We start from the raw sequence: 17,586 nt of genomic DNA, 5'->3' as shown, positions 1-17,586 counted from the left end.
ATGATTTGTTACAGGAAATTTCAATTACTGATTTCGCAATTATCGAAAAATTACACGTTGATTTCAGCACTGGGATGACGGTTTTAACGGGGGAAACGGGAGCCGGAAAATCCATTATCATCGATGCGGTGGGACTCTTAGCCGGTGGTCGTGGATCACAACATTTTATTCGAACCGGAGCCAACAAAGCCATCCTACAGGGACTTTTTCAGGTTGATTCAGCGGGCTTAACTGCACAAAAACTTGATCAGTTTGGGATCAATCACGATGATGACAGTGTGATTTTACAGCGGGAATTATATCGAAATGGTCGCAATATTTGTCGTATTAATGGGATGCTGGTTAATACCAATACGTTAAAACAGGTTGGGGAAACTTTAGTTGATATTTATGGACAAAATGAACACCAAGCCTTGATGCACAGCGAACAGCACTTGCCTTTGTTAGATGAATATCTAGGCTCACAGCTGAAGCCACTGTTAACAAAGTACCAGCAACAATACCAGCAGTATCTTAAGTTACGACGCCAGCAGCAGCACAAGCAGGCGAATGAAAAAGAGTGGGCTCAGCGCTTAGACATGCTCAAATATCAAGCCCACGAAATTGAACAGGCAGATTTACATGAACACGAGGAAACCGAGTTACTAGCTGAACGAGAGCGGTTGACTAACTTTCAAACAATCAACGAAAATCTTAGCCAAGGGCTCGCTGATTTGGAAGGCGATGATAATTTTGCTCCGTTAGATATGATTGGAAATGCTGTTAGTGCCGTTAGTAACATTGAAACGCTGGATCCAGCTTTCAAAAAGATTTCTGAAAATATTCAGGGAGCCTATTATATGTTACAAGATGCGGAGAGCGAGCTTTCGAATCAGTTAGATTCTCTAGAATACGATCCGGAACGTCTAAATGTGGTTGAAGCCCGTCTAAACATTATTTTTGAATTGAAACATAAATATGGGGACTCCGTTCAACAGATTTTGGATTATCACACTAAAATAACTGGTGAGTTGGCTGATATGCAATCTAGTGCGAGTTCTGATCAAGATCTCGAGCAGTTGGTAGCAAAAAAACGCCAGGATTTAGTTAACCAAGCACAGCAATTGACTAAGTTGCGGGCCCAAGGAGCACGGCAATTAGAAGCAGCTGTGCACCATCAATTAAGGGATCTGTATATGGAAAAAACAGAATTCTCGGTGGTACAACACTCGCTTGCTCAAGGACAATTAAATGAGCGAGGTGCGGACCAAATTGAATTTTATTTACGGACTAATCCTGGTGAAGCAAAGTTACCTCTAAATAAGATTGCATCCGGGGGCGAGCTATCTCGTATCATGCTGGCTTTAAAAACCATTTTCTCTAAAATTCAGGGTGTGACTTCAATTATTTTTGATGAAGTTGATACGGGGGTTTCTGGGCGAGTTGCTCAAGCGATTGCGGATAAAATTCACCGCATTAGCCAGCAATCACAGGCTCTCTGTATCACCCATTTACCTCAAGTGGCAGCGATGGCGGATCATCAATATTACATTGCTAAGCACGTTGATCACCATAATCGCACAGAAACAACGATTCAGGGATTGACGGGTCAAGAGCGGGTGCAGGAGTTGGCTCGGATGTTGGCGGGAACAACGGTTACCAAGCTTACCCTCGAGCACGCCCAAGAATTACTAAATTTAGCTGATCAAGCCAAAAAAGCACTTTAATTTGAGTTGCAGCCGTTTTTAAAAAGCGGGATAATAAGCATTAATTAGCAAAAATAAAGGAGCAAGCTATTGGCAAAACGAGGGATGTTGATCGTACTTTCTGGTCCATCGGGCGTGGGAAAGGGAACCGTTCGTAAGGCTTTATTTGAAGATCCACAGGTTGATTTTAATTATTCAATCTCCATGACCACTAGAACGCCTCGTTCTGGAGAACAAAATGGAGTCGATTATTATTTTGTTAGTAAGCAAGCGTTTGAAGAGCACATTAAAAATGGGGAAATGTTAGAGTATGCGAAGTACGTTGACAATTACTATGGCACCCCATTAAAATATGTGAACCAGCAGTTAGATGCGGGGCATGATGTTTTCTTGGAAATTGAAGTCAATGGGGCTTTACAGGTCCGAGCAAACTGTCCTGACGGAGTCTATATCTTTTTAACTCCTCCAGATATTAAGGAATTGCGGAGTCGATTGCTGCACCGGGGAACCGATGACCTGACGGTTATTAATAAGCGGATTCAAACTGCTTCAAAGGAAATCCGAATGATGCAAAATTATGATTATGCGGTTGTTAATGATAAAATTAGTAATGCAGTTGCAGAAATTAAAAACATCGTTAAAAGTGAACGTTTAAAAGTTAATCGGGTTATGCCTGATTATTTAACTAGTTTAGGAGATGAGATTTAATGCTATATCCATCGATTGATGAATTATTAAAAATTGTTGATTCCCGTTACTCCCTAGTGATGTTGGCTAGTAAGCGAGCAGAAGAGTTAGATCAGGGAGCAGCTCCATTGCTGGCTCAGTACAAAAACAGTAAATCAGTCGGCAAAGCTTTAGAAGAAATTGCAGCAGGAGTACTCAAAATTGAGGCTAACTTGCGTTAACATTTAAGAAATTGATGGTCAGTACGCAGCTTTTGACTGTGTAATGGCCTTTTTTAATATTATGCAGATTGATACGTTATAATTAAGCAGGTTAAGAGGGGGAAATGTGAATGCACGGAAAAAAAATTGTGTTATACGTTACTGGCAGTGTCGCCAGTTACAAAGCAATTAGTTTACTACGCCGTTTGCAAGCAGCAGGAGCAACGGTGCGGGTAGTGCTGACCCCCTTTGCAGAACGCTTTGTTACCAAAGAACTATTTCAAGCAGTGGCGCCGGCCGCTGTCTATGACGATGATGACTACTTTCGGGCTACTTCAGGGATTGAACATGTTGAGTTAGCCCAATGGGCTGATTTAGCGGTAGTAGTACCTGCTTCCGCTGATTTTATCGCTAAAGCAGCGCATGGGATTGCTGATAATTTTGCACTGACGACGTGGTTAGCAACGACCGGGTTAAAACTCATGGTACCAGCGATGAATGATGTGATGTGGCAGAATGCAGCGACCCAATCCAATGTAGCAACATTGAAAAATCAGCAGGTTGATATGGTTGGCCCCGTAACAGGGATGTTGGCAGAGGGCTATGCCGCGCCAGGTCGCATGAGTGATCAAAAGGCAATCATGACTGCAATCGCAGCCAAACTTGTCGAAACGAAGCAACTAACCGATTGGAAAAAATTAAACTTAGTAGTTACAGCTGGAGCAACTCGGGAGCCCTTAGATCCAATTCGGTTTATTTCAAACCGATCCTCTGGAAAGATGGGATTTGCAGTAGCCGCTGCGGCACGTGAACGTGGGGCGCAGGTGACGCTGATTGCCGCGAATACGCAGTTAGCTGCCCCCGCAGGAGTTAAGGTGGTTCCTGTAACGACGACGGAGCAATTAGCTACAGCGGTGCAGCAACATTTTGCAACCGCTAATTTATTGGTGATGGCGGCAGCAGTTAGCGACTTTAAACCTCTGCAACCAGCCACAAAGAAAATTAAACGACGGCAGCATGATCAATTAGCAGTAACGCTAGTTCACACACCGGATATTTTAGAACAAGTAGCACGCAAAAAACGACCTGATCAATTGGTTTGCGGATTTGCAGCTGAAACCGACGATGTGATTGCTGCCGGTCGGCGTGAATTACAACAAAAACATTTAGATTTGATTGCTATAAATGACGTATCAAATCCAGAGATCGGTTTTGATAGTGATAAAAACCAGGTCACGATCCTGACAGCGGCTGGTCTAGAAGTAACGACCCCGATTGAGTCAAAATTGCAAGTAGCCCAAAAATTACTAGAAGTCGCCGTTAAATTATTTGACGATTAATCACAAGGAGGTTGCTGATGAAGGTTGCTGAGGTGATTGTAGATGTTCCAACCCTACAAACTAATACGCCATATTCATACTTGTTGCCAGCTGATTTGTGTGACCATGCAGCCCCAGGAATGCGGGTGGTAGTACCCTTTGGAAAGGGAGACCGGCTGGTAGAGGGGTTTATTATCAAGGTTGAAGTGACCAGCACGGCTCAACCTGCTTTAAAAATGGTCAGTGGCTACTTAGACGAAGAACCGGTGTTGACGCCAGAATTATTAAAACTAGCTAACTGGATGGCAAAAACGACCTTTTCATTTCAAATTAGCTGCCTTTTAACGATGCTCCCCAATGTAATGAAAGCCAAATATCAGACCATTGCAACAGCTAATCAGGTGTTAACTGATGAAAAACTGCGGTCGAAATTACCACTGCAAGTTCCAGTCGAACTAACTAAAGTGGATTTTTCGCCAGCAGAACGGAGAAAAATTCAAAAATTACGACAACAAGGTGCACTTACGATTAAGTATCAGGTTCATAACCAGGCCCGTGCCAAACTCATTACGGTTTTGGAAAACCAAATTACTGATTTTACAACAGTAGCATCGCAGTTGCGAGCTAACGCTACGGAACAGCAAAAGCTGTTAGCTTACTTGAAACAACATCAACAAACAAGGTTTGTGCAGCAAACCTTGTTACAAACAGCTGGATTATCTCGGAGTGCGGTGCAAAGCTTTGTTAAACGGGGCTGGTTAAAAAAAATGATGGTTGAGCAGCGTCGGGCTCCTGAACTTCAGCAATACGTCCGAGATGCGGCTAAAAAGTTGACGAGTGATCAGCAACGAGCAGTGACCGCAATTCAAGCAGCGATTACAGCTGAAGTAAGTCGTCCGTTTTTACTAGAAGGGGTAACTGGTTCTGGAAAAACAGAAGTATATTTGCAGACCATCCAACGAGCGCTGGAGTTAGGGAAACAGGCCTTGATGCTAGTTCCAGAGATTGCATTAACACCACAGATGGTGCGGCGCGTCAAACAGCGGTTTGGGACGCAGGTCGCAATTATTCATAGCGGATTAGCTAATGGTGAAAAGTACGATGAATGGCGAAGGATCCGTAATGGAGCAGCACAGGTAGTTGTGGGAGCCCGTTCCGCTGTTTTTGCCCCCTTACAACGACTAGGGATTATTATTTTAGATGAAGAACATGATGCTAGCTATAAACAAGAAGATAATCCTCGCTACCAAACTCGCTCGGTAGCTTTTTGGCGGGCACGGTATCATCATTGTCCCGTAGTTTTAGGTAGTGCAACCCCGTCGTTAGAATCACGAGCACGCGCTGAAAAGGGGCGCTACCAATTATTACGGTTGCCAACTAGAATTAATCAACAAAAATTACCACAGACTCAGGTTGTTGATATGACGAAACAAGCAGCAGCTCCAACTGAGTTGTTTTCAGAACCGTTGCTAACAGCCATTAAAGAAAAGCTTGCCAGCCACGAGCAAATTGTGTTGTTATTGAATCGACGGGGATTTTCGTCTTTCATGCTGTGTCGGGATTGTGGGTATGTTTTGCAATGTCCCAACTGCGATATTTCGCTAACCATGCACTTAGACACTAAAACCATGAAGTGTCATTACTGTGGATATGAAACTCAGATTCCTAAGACTTGTCCGAACTGCCATAGTCACCAGATTCGCTATTTTGGAACCGGGACTGAAAAAGCAGTTCAGCAGTTAGCAACACTTGTCCCTCAAGCACGAATTGCCCGGATGGATGTCGATACGACTAAAAAGAAGGGTTCCTTGGCGGAAATCCTCCGAAAATTTGGTCAGCAGCAAACAGACATTTTATTAGGCACGCAGATGATTGCTAAGGGATTGGATTTTCCCAACGTGACGTTAGTGGGAGTTTTAAATGCTGATACAGGATTAGAGTTACCTGATTTTCGAGCGAGTGAGCGGACGTTTGAGTTGCTGACCCAGGTCGCTGGACGAGCTGGACGAGCCGAAAAACCGGGACAAGTTATTATTCAAACCTATAATCCAGATCACTATGCGATTCGGTATGCACAACAACATGACTATGAGAGTTTTTTTCGTCACGAAATGCGATTACGACATTTGTCTGGTTATCCGCCCTATTACTTCACAGTTAAATTGACAGTTAACGCACCTCAGGCTCGGGAAGCTGCTCAATTAGCATTTCAACTCCAAGAAGAATTGCAAGCACAGCTTGCTAAAACCACTATCTTACTAGGACCGACCCCTCGTCCAATTGCTCGAATTAACAAGCGGTATTACTATCAGTTAATTATTAAATACAAACAGGATCCCAAGTTGCATGCTAGTTTGGAACACATCCAGCAACATGCGCAACAAATTAGTCGTACTGGTGTTCAGATTGCAATTGATCCGGATCCAATTAGTTTTATGTAGGAGGTAACATGGCGAAACGAATTGTTTTTATGGGAACCCCAAGCTTTAGTGTTCCAATTTTACAGGCGCTGGCCGACCAGTATCAGATCTTGGGGGTAGTAACGCAACCAGATCGACCCGTTGGAAGAAAAAGACAACTAGCTGCTTCTCCAGTTAAACAGGCAGCAGAAAAGCTTGGGTTGCCGGTTTTACAACCAGAAAAGTTAACGCAAAGTTCCGCAATGAATCAGATAATTGCTTGGCAGCCAGATTTTATTATCACGGCAGCCTATGGGCAGTTTTTACCAGAAAAATTACTTCAAGCTGCTCGTATCGGAGCCATCAATGTCCACGGCTCTCTGTTGCCAAAATACCGTGGGGGAGCCCCGGTTCAATATGCGTTACTTAATGGTGATGCTGAGACGGGGATTACGATTATGTACATGGTGAAAGCAATGGATGCTGGTGAGATGCTAGCTCAAGCTAGTATCCCGATTACACAAAATGATGATACGGGGACTTTGTTTCAGAAACTAAGTCAGGTCGGGTGCGATTTGTTACTAGCGACGCTTCCCAAAGTAATTAATCAGACGATTACTCCAGTTGCTCAAGATGAAAGTCAAGTAGTTCTAGCTCCGACGTTAAAACGAGAAGATGAACAACTTGATTTGACGCAACCAGCGATGGTGGTAGATCGAAAAATTCGGGCTTTACGACCACATCCAGGAGCTTATCTGCTCGTAAAGGGACAACGGTTGAAGATCTGGCAGGCAGTCCCGTTGCAAGAAAAAACCACGGCAACACCAGGAACAATTGTCAGTCGTAGTAAGCATGCGCTTTGTGTAGCTGCGGGGCAAGGAACCATTTTGAGTTTGAAAACAGTACAACCAGCTGGGAAACCACAACAAGATATTAGTGCTTATCTTAATGGTCATCAGGAGTTGGTGTCGGGAGGAGAATTGCTTGATAAATAATCAAAAAAATCCTCGTTTCTTAGCGGTCACGACCCTGGAACGAGTGGTTCAAGGAGCCTATTCAAACGTTCAGGTTGACCATGTTATTAAAGAATCAGAGCTTAGTGACAAAGATGTTCGACTATATACGAGAATTGTGTATGGCGTTTTACAACACCAGCTAACACTAGATTATTACATTAATCAACTTGTTGCGCGTCCGAGCGAACTTCCAACCTGGGTTCGGGAGTTGTTGGCAACCGCCCTGTATCAGATGACGTACCTGGATAAAGTTCCGAATCGAGCGATCTTCGACGAGTCGATTAAAATTGCAAAACAACGTGGCCATGATGGGATTCGTCGCCTAGTTACAGGTGTTTTACATCACGTTCAGCGGACCGGGGTGCCGCCAATCAAAGCTACGCAGGACTCAGTTACGTATCTGTCGATAACGGCCAGTGTTCCTGAGTGGATTATTAAACGGCTAGTGGCAGAAGTGGGGATAACTAAAACGAAGCGTATTTTAGCAGTTATCAATCAGCCGGCGCGACAAAGTATCCGCGTTAATTCTAAAGTTAGTTCCATGGAGCAAGTTACAACTGAGCTTGAGAAGAGGGGCTTTCAGGTAGCACCGAGTCGAGTCGCTGATCATGCCCTAGTGGTTAGTAACCAAGCAGCAGTTAAGACCGATTTATTTAGCAGCGGAGCGTATACAATTCAAGATGAGAGTGCGATGTTACCGGTACAAGCACTTGCCGTTAGAACGGATGATAATGTTTTAGATACCTGTGCCGCTCCGGGTGGGAAAACGACCCAGATTGCTGAATCGCTAACAACGGGACGGGTGCTGGCCTTGGACCTGCATGCTAAAAAATTACAAAAAATCAAACAAAATGCCAATCGACTTGGAGTGGATAATCAGATCGAGGTTGCTACTGCTGACGCACGCCAGTTGTCCTCGTTATTAGGCGACAAAACCTTTCAAAGGATTTTGGTTGACGCACCTTGTTCTGGATTAGGTTTATTACGCCGTAAACCAGAAATAAGATATGCAAAGCACCCTGCCGATGTTACAAAGTTAGCGCAAGTGCAACAACAAATTTTAGCGAATGCTAGTCAGTTTTTACAACCTGGCGGCATTCTAATCTATAGCACCTGTACAATTTTTAAACAAGAAAATCAGGAAATTATTGCTCAGTTTCTAGAGCAACATCCAAATTTCTATGAGGAACGGGTGCCTACGACTTTTAATTTGCTACCGGATCGTGACCAAGCCGCGCTGAGCATTTATCCGGATGACTTTGGTTCAGATGGATTTTTTGTGGCGCGATTAAGAAGGAAAACTCATGAATGAAGTTAAAACTGGTAAAATTCAGCAATCATTAAGTGGTTTTTATGATGTTTTGGTAGGGGATAAGTTATATCGAACTAGAGCCCGTGGTAATTTTCGCAAGCGTGACGTGAAACCACTCGTTGGGGATCTGGTTGAGTTTAGTTCAAATGGTGAAAAAGACGGCTATATTCGATCGATACTTCCTCGTAGAAATGAATTAGTTCGTCCTCCAATTGCAAATACTGATCAGGCAATTGTCGTGACTTCCATTGTTGAACCAGAATTTTCCGATATTTTATTGGATAAAGAGTTAGTTGCACTTGAAAAAGAACATATTTCACCACTGCTCTATTTTTCAAAGCTTGATTTGGTGGCTCCTGAAACTCGGGCGCACTTTCTCACTAAAATTAACCAGTACCAGACGCTGATTGGTTATCCAGTTTTTTTAGCTGATGTAGACGATGTTTTAGCGCAGCTGCGGGCGCGATTAACCAAAAAACAAACCGTTGTTTTGGGTCAGACTGGAGCGGGGAAATCAACGCTGCTAAACCAATTGGAGCCCGACCTACGCTTAGCTACTGGTGAAATATCCCAAGTTTTAGGACGCGGGAAGCATACGACTAGAAAAGTTTCTTTGCAGAAGATTAATCATGGTTTAATCGCTGACACACCCGGATTTTCTTCATTTGATACTTTGAATATTTCTGTCAAAGTACTAAAAAATTATTTTCCAGAGTTTGTAAGAGTTGCGCCCCAATGTAAATATCGAGAATGCCAGCACATAAATGAGCCACAATGTGCTGTTAAGTCAGAGGTTAAAAATGGTACAATTTTACAGAGTCGGTATAAAAATTACGTACAAGAATACCAAACGTTGCAACAACAAAAACCGGTATATCGCAGGAAGAAAGGGAGTCAGTCATGATTAAAGTAGCACCATCAATTTTAAGTGCTGATTATATTAATTTACAGCAATCAATTGAAACAGTTGATCAAGCGGGAGCAGAAGTACTGCATATTGACGTGATGGATGGAGTGTTTGTTCCAGCGATTTCATATGGTCCCAATTGGGTTAGTGCAATCCGCCCAATTACAAACATGGAACTCGATTGTCATTTGATGATTGAAAATCCCGAACGCTATGTTGAAACTTTTGCAAAAGCTGGAGCGGACTTGATTGGTGTACATGTCGAAGCGACGCCACATATTCATCGGGCGCTCCAATTAATTAAAGCCGCTGGAATTAAAGCCGAAGTTGTACTAAATCCTGGGACGCCGGTTAGTATGATTGAACCAGTCCTCTATTTAGTTGATCAAGTCTTGGTGATGACGGTTAATCCAGGTTTTGGGGGACAAAAATTTTTGCCAGAGATGGTTACCAAAATAGCCGAATTAGATCGTTTGCGAGTTGAAAATGATGCCTACCATTATCAAATTGAGATTGATGGTGGAATTAATGATCAGACGGTTCAGCCTGCTTATGACGCAGGAGCTGACGTTGCTGTTGCTGGTTCATATGTATTCAATGCCAGTAAGCCAGCTGCCAAAATTGCCGCACTTAAATCAGCCACTAACCACTAGGTTTTGAAATGAAAATAGTCAATTTATTAAGTGGGGGGCCTGCAGCTAATTGGCCCACAGATATCGCCAGTCAGTTTCAGCAGGGAGTAGCTGTTGGCATTGATCGGGGCGCTTTGTCGCTACTAAAGATGGGAATCTCACCTCGTGCCGCCGTTGGTGATTTTGACTCGGTCTCTGCCTCAGAATTTCAACAGTTACAAAATCAAATCAAAACAATTCGTCGCTCAGAACCAATCAAAGATGAAACTGATACAGAACTGGCTCTTCAGTTTGCAGCTAAAACCTACCAACCGGATCGATTTAGACTTTTTGGCTTTTCTGGAGGGCGGTTGGATCAGCTCCTAACGAATCTTTTGATGGTGTATAAACCAGCAATTCGCCCATTAGCAAATCGCTTGGAGTTGATCGACCGCCAAAATTGGGGACGTTTTTATCTGCCGGGCACCCATCAAATTACCAAAGTCCCCGGAATGAAATACCTGGATTTTGTCGCCTTAGAACCATTAGTATTGTCATTGCCAGATGAAAAATATCAGTTGGATAGCTTTTCGGTGCAACATCCGACGTCTTTTTCGTCAAATGAGTTTTTAACAAATCAGGCTAGTTTTACTTTTGATCGGGGAATCATGTTGGTATTACAAAGTTGTGATTAAAAAAAGAATGGAACTGCATCATGCAGTTCCATTCTTTTTTTAATGTTATTAAGATTAAACTCGTTTGAATTTTCCAGAACGTAAGGTTCTAGCACTCAACCAAACGCGCTTTGGTTTGCCGTCTACTAAGATACGGACTTTTTGCAAATTGGGCTTCCAGCTCCGACGCGATGCGTTTAATGCGTGTGAGCGTCGGTTCCCAAAGTGGGTTCGTTTGCCAGTTAAATGATCTTTAGCCAATGTAATCCCTCCCTTGCTGAAATAAAGCGTATCAAGCTATATTGTAAATTTACCACAGCTCTGCTTGAAATGCAAAGATTGTTTCAAGCAATATTACTTGACAGTTATGGAGTGGGAACTTTTTGGCTTATCGGTTATAATATGTTAAGATTGAGTATCGTAATTATAGGCATAATAAAGGAGTTGCATGTGATGACTGTAAAGATGAACACTCAGTACGGATTGATCAGCATCAATAATGATGTAATTGCAACCGTCGTTGGGGGAGCCGCGACTGATAATTATGGAGTCGTTGGCATGGCCAGCAAAAACCAGTTAAAAGATAATATGAATGAAATTTTGCGACGTGATGCCTATTCGCGTGGCGTTGTTGTACGACAAATTGAAGACCAGATTCAAGTTGATGTTAACATCATTGTCAGTTATGGCACCAAAATTTCTGAAGTTTGTCGTACGGTTCAAGATAAAGTTAAGTACAATTTGGATTCGATGCTGGGCATCACTGTTGATGCAGTTAACGTGATTGTTCAAGGCGTTCGAGTTTTAAACGACTAATGGTGCTTGAATTATAAAGGGAGATTAGATAATAGTGTCAGTAACTAAGATTACTACTAAAGAGTTCGACCAAATGGTTCAAGCGGCAGCGGTCGTGCTAAAAAATAATGCGGAGTTTATTAACTCACTAAATGTTTTTCCAGTGCCAGACGGTGATACTGGAACCAATATGAATTTATCCTTTGCAAGCGGCGCTAAGTACGTCGCTGCTTCCTCTACCACCAAGATTGGTGAACAGGCTCAAGCATTAGCAAAGGGCCTCTTGATGGGTGCTCGTGGCAATTCTGGTGTTATTTTATCTCAGATTTTTCGCGGTTTTTCCAAGGATGTGGCTGACAAGACAACGCTCTCAACGGTTGATTTTGCTGAAGCGATCACGGCAGGCGCCAAAACAGCCTATCAATCAGTGATGAAGCCAACGGAAGGTACGATTTTAACGGTTATTCGATATGCCGCCAATGCGGGACAGCGGACTGCTGAGAAAACTGATAATCTTTCCGAAGTTGCTGATGAAATTGCGAAAGCAGCAGATTTAGCGCTACAGAAAACGCCAGATTTATTACCAGTGCTAAAACAAGTTGGAGTGGTAGATTCAGGCGGACAGGGTCTGGTATTTGTGCTACAAGCGTTTGCTGATGTGCTTAACCAGCGACAGCCTTCTAATGATGTTCGGGCTAAGTTTAATGTTGAATCTAATAAAATGGATCAACTAGTTAATCAAGACCATCATGAAAGTGCGCAGGGACAACTAAATCCTGCCGACATTGTTTATGGATACTGTACGCAGATGACAGTACGTTTTGGTAAGGGCAAGGCGGCTGATAAAAAATTTGATTATGACACCTTCTATAATTATTTGGCACCGTTAGGGGATTCCTTACTGGTAATTAATGATGATGAAGTGGCAAAGGTTCATGTGCATACTGAACAACCAGGGAAGGTTTTAGCTTGGGGACAGCAGTTTGGTGATCTTGTAAACATTAAGATTGATAACATGAGAGATCAGCAAGCGACGATTATGGAAACGGATGCTGCTGATCAGCCAAAGCAACAACCTGAAAAAAGTGAACAACCTCGTGATCTAGCTATAATTGCAATTGTAACTGGTCAAGGAATGGAAAAATTGTTCCGCAGTGTGGGAGTAACCTCCATTATCAGCGGGGGACAAACTATGAATCCTAGCACCGAGGACATTGTTAAAGCTGTTAATCAATCACATGCCAAACAGGCATTGGTGTTACCAAACAATAAGAATATTTTTTTGGCAGCCGAACAAGCGGAAAAGTTAACTGATATTCCAATGAAGGTTGTTCATACTAAAACGATTCCACAAGGACTGACAGCCATGTTTTCGCTTAATCCCGAGGCTAGTTTAGTTACTAACCAAAAAAACATGGATAGTTCTTTGGAGATGGTCAAAAGTGGTCAATTGACGGCAGCGGTACGTGATACGCAAATTAATGGTTTTGATATCAAAAAAGGTCAGTACATGGGCATTATTGATGGTGAAATCCAAGTTATCTCTGATGAGCTCGATGTTGCCGCTACTAAAACAGTTAAAAAGATGTTGGATGCTGATAGTGAGAATGTAACCATCATCTACGGGCAAGGGGCTAGCGAACAAGATGCTAAGCAGATTGAAGAATTTGCTCTGAAGCAGGATTCGGAGCTTGAAGTTGAAATCCATCAAGGAGACCAGCCAGTTTATCCGTTGATTGTTGCAGTGGAATAACCAGTCAGCTAGTTTTATTTGAAAAAAGCGGCTAATTCCCTTGAATTAGCTGCTTTTTTAGTGACAGGGGGTGAAGGAATGCAATCAATCGATGATCCAGTCGCAGCTCTCAAGGGCGTAGGACCCAAACGAAGCATGGCTTTGCGCGATTTGGGGATTATGACCGTTTTTGATTTATTAACATACTATCCCTTTCGATATGATGATTTTAAAATTCAAAATCTTCACCAGCTACATGACCAGCAATCCGTTACTTTGAAAGGTACCATTGCGAACTCTCCGACGGTTAATTATTTTGGAAAACGACGAAATCGGTTATTATTTCGTTTGCAAGTTGGAAAAGATATCATTCCGGTTAGTTTTTTTAATCAAGCGTGGTTAAAAAAACAGTTACAGCCAGGCGCCGAGGTATTAGTTTATGGGAAAATTAATACTGCCCGCATGACAATGACGGGGATGAAAATCATTCAACCACAGCAGCAAACAGGTCTTCAAGGGATCTATCCGGTGAATCGACAAATCACCCAAAAACAACTGCGAGATTTGATTCAGACCACATATTCTGAATATCGGAATGTGATTGTGGACTTTGTTCCGACTAAAATTAGGGAAAAGTATCGTTTGGAACCGTTGGCGACGGTCATCAAGTACTTGCATTTTCCAAAAAATGAAATTGAAATCCAAACTGCTCGTAGAACCGCTAAATTTGATGAATTTTTTCTGTTTCAGATGCGACTGCAAACGGCAAAACATCATCGAAAACAAACCCCTAAAGCCCAAATTATGACTGATAAATTAACCCTCCAACCATTTTTAAACCAGCTTCCGTACCAGTTAACAGCTGCGCAACAGCGGGTGGTCTCAGAAATTGTTGCTGACCTACACCGCCCATTTCCAATGAACCGTCTGTTGCAAGGAGATGTAGGAAGTGGCAAGACGATTGTTGCCGCGATTGCGATTTTAGCGACCGTCCTGGCTCATAAACAGGCGGTCTTATTGGCTCCAACTGAGATTTTAGCAGAGCAGCATGCGAATGGCTTGGCGCAATTGTTTGCCAATCAGCCGGTTAGAATAGCATTGTTAACTGGTGATACGGCTAAAACTGCTCGCAATCAGTTATTACCACGAATTAAGAGTGGTGAAATCAATGTCATCGTGGGGACTCACGCGCTCTTTCAACCAACCGTCAAATATCATGAACTTGGCTTAGCGGTAATTGATGAACAGCATCGATTTGGTGTAAACCAGCGTCGCGAGATGCGGGAAAAGGGACCTGCAACTAATGTTTTATCGATGACTGCTACGCCGATTCCACGGACGCTGTCGATTACTGCTTATGGAGAAATGGATATTTCGGTGATTGACGAGCTCCCGGGGGGACGGAAACCCATTAAAACGACTTGGATTCGAAGCAACCAACTGGATTCTATGCTGCGATTTGTTAAAAAGAAGCTGCAACAAAATCAGCAAATCTATGTAGTTGTGCCATTGATTGCTGAGTCAGAAGCGGTGGACATGCGAAACGTCCAAGATACATATGAAACCTTTCAGCGGGCGTTTGCAGATGAATATCGCGTGGGACTATTGCACGGACAGCTAAAAGATGCAGAAAAAAATCAGGTGATGGCTGATTTTAAAAATAATCAGCTACAAATTTTGGTGTCAACAACGGTAATTGAAGTTGGAGTGGATGTTTCCAATGCCAGTGTTATGGTGATTTTTGATGCTGATCATTTTGGTTTGGCGCAACTTCATCAGCTTCGAGGACGAGTCGGACGCGGAAGTCAGCAGTCGTATTGCATTCTGATTGCTGACCCTAAAAACAAGGTTGGAACGGAACGGATGAATGTTATTAGTGCGTCAAATGACGGTTTCTTTATTGCACAAAAAGATTTAGAATTAAGGGGTCCTGGGGATCTTTTAGGAAAACAACAATCAGGGTTGCCGACTTTTCAAGTTGGTGATCCGATTGCAGATGTTAAAATTCTGAGTGTCGCCCAAACCGTTGCCGCACAGATTACAGATGATCAACAATGGACGCACCAACCTGAAAATCAGCATTTAGCTGCACGACTTTCAACTTTAAACAACAATACTGCATTTGATTAAGGAGTTTTTTATGATTAGATTGGCTGTTGATGCCATGGGTGGCGATCACGCCCCCGAGGCAATGGTAGCGGGAGCCGAACTGGCTCGCGATCAGCACCAAGACCTAGAAATTTTATTGTTTGGTGACGAACAGCAGTTGCAAGCGCAACTGAAGGATTCAACTCGGATTAAAATCAAACCGACGACAGAGATGATCACCATGGAAGACGAACCGGTTCGAGCTGTAAAGGGCAAACGCGATTCTAGTATCGTGCAAGCAGCGCTGGCAGTGAAAAATGGCGCGGCGGATGCCCTTGTTTCGGCTGGAAGTACTGGAGCACTGATGGTGGTTGGGCTATTAATGATTGGACGAATTAAGGGAATTGATCGTCCTGGTTTAACCGTTACGATGCCAGTGATCGATAATGAAATCGGATTTACGATGATTGATGCTGGTGCAAACGCTGATGCAAAGTTAGATAATATTCGTCAGTATGCAACACTCGGTACCTTTTATGCTGAGAATGTGCGCAAAGTAAAACATCCGCGGGTTGGCTTGATTAATAATGGAAGTGAGGCCGACAAAGGTGACATCGCTCATCAAAAAATGCATGACATGTTAGTACAGATGGGCGAAAATGGTGAAATTAATTTCATTGGAAATATTGAATCGCGGTACCTGTTGAATGGGGTGGCTGATGTGGTCGTGACCGATGGCTTTTCTGGAAACGTTGCCTTAAAAGCTACCGAAGGCAGTGCTTTGGCAGTGATTAATATGCTTAAAACAGGTATTAAAACTAGTGGATTACGTGGTAAACTTGGAGCACTGTTGCTAAAACGACCATTGCAAGCAATTGCCAAAAAAATGGACTATACGCGCTATGGCGGTGCCGTCCTGTTAGGATTACAATCACCGGTGATTAAGGGTCACGGTAACAGTACTGCTAAGATGTTTAAAAATTGCTTAGATCATGCTTATGAGATTGCTTCCTCTGGGTATACTGAGGCGGTTAAAGAATATCTACTTAAAAGTGCTGTGACAAAGCAGGCAACAGAAAAATAGGAGGCCAATTATGGACGAAGCACAGGTTTTTCCAAAAGTGGCGAATTTAATTAGTCTAGATTTTAATATTCAAAAAGATCAAGTACAAGGCACCACCAAATTTAGGCAGGATTTGGGAGCCGATTTTGTCGACTTAGCTCGGTTTATCGTTGAAATTGAAGATGAGTTTGGTGACGTAGTTCCAAATGATAGTGCTGAAAAGATTCAAACGGTTCGTGATTTAGTGACATTAATTGTTACAAATACTGCTACTAAGCCAAAGAAAAAATAAAGAAAACTCCATCGCAACTGATGGGGTTTTTAATTTAATGCTATACTATGCATTAAATATGCATGAAGGAGAGGTTGCGTTGTGCAAAAGGAATTTGATGATATGTTGGCTCAACAATATGGAATTAAATTTAATGATGAAAAATTATTAGATGAAGCCTTTACCCAAGCTTCGTATGTGAATGAACATCCCGATCAGGGACTCAAGTTTTATGAACGATTAGAATTTCTAGGTGATGCAGTTTACCAACTGGTAGTTTCAGATTATATTTTTGAACGGTATCCGGAGATGCCTCAAGGTCGATTGACTCGGTTGCGAGCAGCAATGGTTAACCGGCATAGTTTTAGTCGCTTTGCGCGCGAATGTAATTTTGAAAAATATATTCGATTAGGTAAAGGTGAAGAAAAAGCCGGAGCCAGAAATCGTGACTCACTTTTATGTGATATTTTTGAATCATTTATTGGGGCAGTCTATCTTGATCAAGGTCTCGCCACGGTCCAGCATTTCTGTCAACTAGTAATTTTCCCGAAACTGGATGAAGGCTGGTTTGACGAATTTTTCGACCATAAAACTGAACTACAAGAAGCTATTCAAATTAACGGTCCGGTAGCCATTGACTATCAATTGCTAGATGAAGATGGTCCGGATAATGATCGCCAGTTCAAAGTGGTCGTGGTCATTAATCAGGAATCATTGGGGACAGGTGAGGGACACTCGAAAAAAGCTGCCGAGCAAGCTGCTGCCAAGGCAGCCCTTGATAAATTAGGAATTCAGGATCAAAAATTGCAGTAAGTTGCGGGGAATTT

Annotated in this window: 17 protein-coding genes; 16 read left to right on the top strand and 1 reads right to left on the bottom strand. The window is 42.8% G+C overall.

Annotation, left to right across the window (positions count from 1 at the left end; genetic code table 11):
• Nucleotides 1-5 precede the first annotated feature (5 nt).
• From recN to FC87_RS02235, 10 genes are all read left to right on the top strand, one after another.
• Nucleotides 6-1,706, top strand: a complete 1,701-nt coding sequence (gene recN, locus FC87_RS02280) for a DNA repair protein RecN (protein WP_009166795.1) — start codon at nt 6-8, stop codon at nt 1,704-1,706.
• A gap of 69 nt (nt 1,707-1,775) precedes the next feature.
• Nucleotides 1,776-2,393: a guanylate kinase gene (gmk, locus tag FC87_RS02275; protein WP_009166796.1), complete on the top strand. Its 618-nt coding sequence runs from the start codon at nt 1,776-1,778 to the stop codon at nt 2,391-2,393.
• Complete coding sequence (gene rpoZ / locus FC87_RS02270; protein ID WP_009166797.1) at nt 2,393-2,593, top strand: DNA-directed RNA polymerase subunit omega; 201 nt, start codon at nt 2,393-2,395, stop codon at nt 2,591-2,593. Before gmk ends, rpoZ begins: the two co-directional genes overlap by 1 nt.
• 110 nt (nt 2,594-2,703) lie before the next feature.
• Nucleotides 2,704-3,912 carry a bifunctional phosphopantothenoylcysteine decarboxylase/phosphopantothenate--cysteine ligase CoaBC gene (gene coaBC, locus FC87_RS02265; RefSeq protein WP_056961495.1) on the top strand — a complete coding sequence of 403 codons (1,209 nt, stop codon included), beginning with the start codon at nt 2,704-2,706 and terminating at the stop codon, nt 3,910-3,912.
• Nucleotides 3,913-3,926: 14 nt separating this feature from the next.
• A complete protein-coding gene (priA, locus tag FC87_RS02260; protein ID WP_054689808.1) occupies nt 3,927-6,332 on the top strand; it encodes a primosomal protein N' in 2,406 nt (801 codons plus the stop codon).
• Between the two features lie 8 nt (nt 6,333-6,340).
• A complete protein-coding gene (fmt, locus tag FC87_RS02255) occupies nt 6,341-7,285 on the top strand; it encodes a methionyl-tRNA formyltransferase (protein ID WP_056961493.1) in 945 nt (314 codons plus the stop codon).
• The gene (gene rsmB / locus FC87_RS02250; protein ID WP_082619198.1) at nt 7,275-8,618 is read left to right on the top strand and encodes a 16S rRNA (cytosine(967)-C(5))-methyltransferase RsmB; all 1,344 of its coding nucleotides are present in this window, start codon (nt 7,275-7,277) and stop codon (nt 8,616-8,618) included. The genes fmt and rsmB overlap by 11 nt, the downstream gene beginning before the upstream one ends.
• A complete protein-coding gene (rsgA, locus tag FC87_RS02245; protein ID WP_056961489.1) occupies nt 8,611-9,522 on the top strand; it encodes a ribosome small subunit-dependent GTPase A in 912 nt (303 codons plus the stop codon). Before rsmB ends, rsgA begins: the two co-directional genes overlap by 8 nt.
• Nucleotides 9,519-10,178 carry a ribulose-phosphate 3-epimerase gene (gene rpe, locus FC87_RS02240; protein WP_056961487.1) on the top strand — a complete coding sequence of 220 codons (660 nt, stop codon included), beginning with the start codon at nt 9,519-9,521 and terminating at the stop codon, nt 10,176-10,178. Before rsgA ends, rpe begins: the two co-directional genes overlap by 4 nt.
• Nucleotides 10,179-10,186: 8 nt before the next feature.
• Nucleotides 10,187-10,831, top strand: a complete 645-nt coding sequence (locus FC87_RS02235) for a thiamine diphosphokinase (protein WP_009166804.1) — start codon at nt 10,187-10,189, stop codon at nt 10,829-10,831.
• Nucleotides 10,832-10,885: 54 nt separating this feature from the next.
• Here FC87_RS02235 and rpmB read toward each other — a convergent pair whose 3' ends face one another.
• Nucleotides 10,886-11,071 (bottom strand): 50S ribosomal protein L28, encoded by a 186-nt coding sequence (gene rpmB, locus FC87_RS02230; RefSeq protein ID WP_009166625.1) that lies wholly within the window; start codon nt 11,069-11,071, stop codon nt 10,886-10,888.
• A 192-nt stretch (nt 11,072-11,263) separates the two neighbouring features.
• Here rpmB and FC87_RS02225 point away from each other — a divergent pair, with 192 nt between their 5' ends.
• The 6 genes from FC87_RS02225 (at nt 11,264) to rnc (ending at nt 17,572) form a co-directional block, all read left to right on the top strand.
• Nucleotides 11,264-11,626, top strand: a complete 363-nt coding sequence (locus tag FC87_RS02225; protein WP_009166626.1) for an Asp23/Gls24 family envelope stress response protein — start codon at nt 11,264-11,266, stop codon at nt 11,624-11,626.
• A gap of 34 nt (nt 11,627-11,660) precedes the next feature.
• Nucleotides 11,661-13,358 carry a DAK2 domain-containing protein gene (locus FC87_RS02220; protein WP_009166627.1) on the top strand — a complete coding sequence of 566 codons (1,698 nt, stop codon included), beginning with the start codon at nt 11,661-11,663 and terminating at the stop codon, nt 13,356-13,358.
• A 78-nt stretch (nt 13,359-13,436) separates the two neighbouring features.
• Nucleotides 13,437-15,467 carry an ATP-dependent DNA helicase RecG gene (gene recG, locus FC87_RS02215; protein ID WP_056961485.1) on the top strand — a complete coding sequence of 677 codons (2,031 nt, stop codon included), beginning with the start codon at nt 13,437-13,439 and terminating at the stop codon, nt 15,465-15,467.
• 10 nt (nt 15,468-15,477) lie between these two features.
• Nucleotides 15,478-16,509, top strand: a complete 1,032-nt coding sequence (plsX, locus tag FC87_RS02210; protein WP_035422254.1) for a phosphate acyltransferase PlsX — start codon at nt 15,478-15,480, stop codon at nt 16,507-16,509.
• Nucleotides 16,510-16,519: 10 nt separating this feature from the next.
• Complete coding sequence (locus FC87_RS02205) at nt 16,520-16,780, top strand: acyl carrier protein (RefSeq protein WP_056961484.1); 261 nt, start codon at nt 16,520-16,522, stop codon at nt 16,778-16,780.
• 81 nt (nt 16,781-16,861) lie between these two features.
• Nucleotides 16,862-17,572, top strand: coding sequence for a ribonuclease III (gene rnc, locus FC87_RS02200; RefSeq protein WP_009166631.1), 711 nt, complete (start codon nt 16,862-16,864; stop codon nt 17,570-17,572).
• Nucleotides 17,573-17,586 lie beyond the last annotated feature (14 nt).

It is taken from the genome of Fructilactobacillus florum DSM 22689 = JCM 16035 (assembly GCF_001436645.1).
Classification (GTDB): Bacteria; Bacillota; Bacilli; order Lactobacillales; family Lactobacillaceae; genus Fructilactobacillus; species Fructilactobacillus florum.
This window is presented reverse-complemented; position numbering and strand designations above follow the sequence as displayed.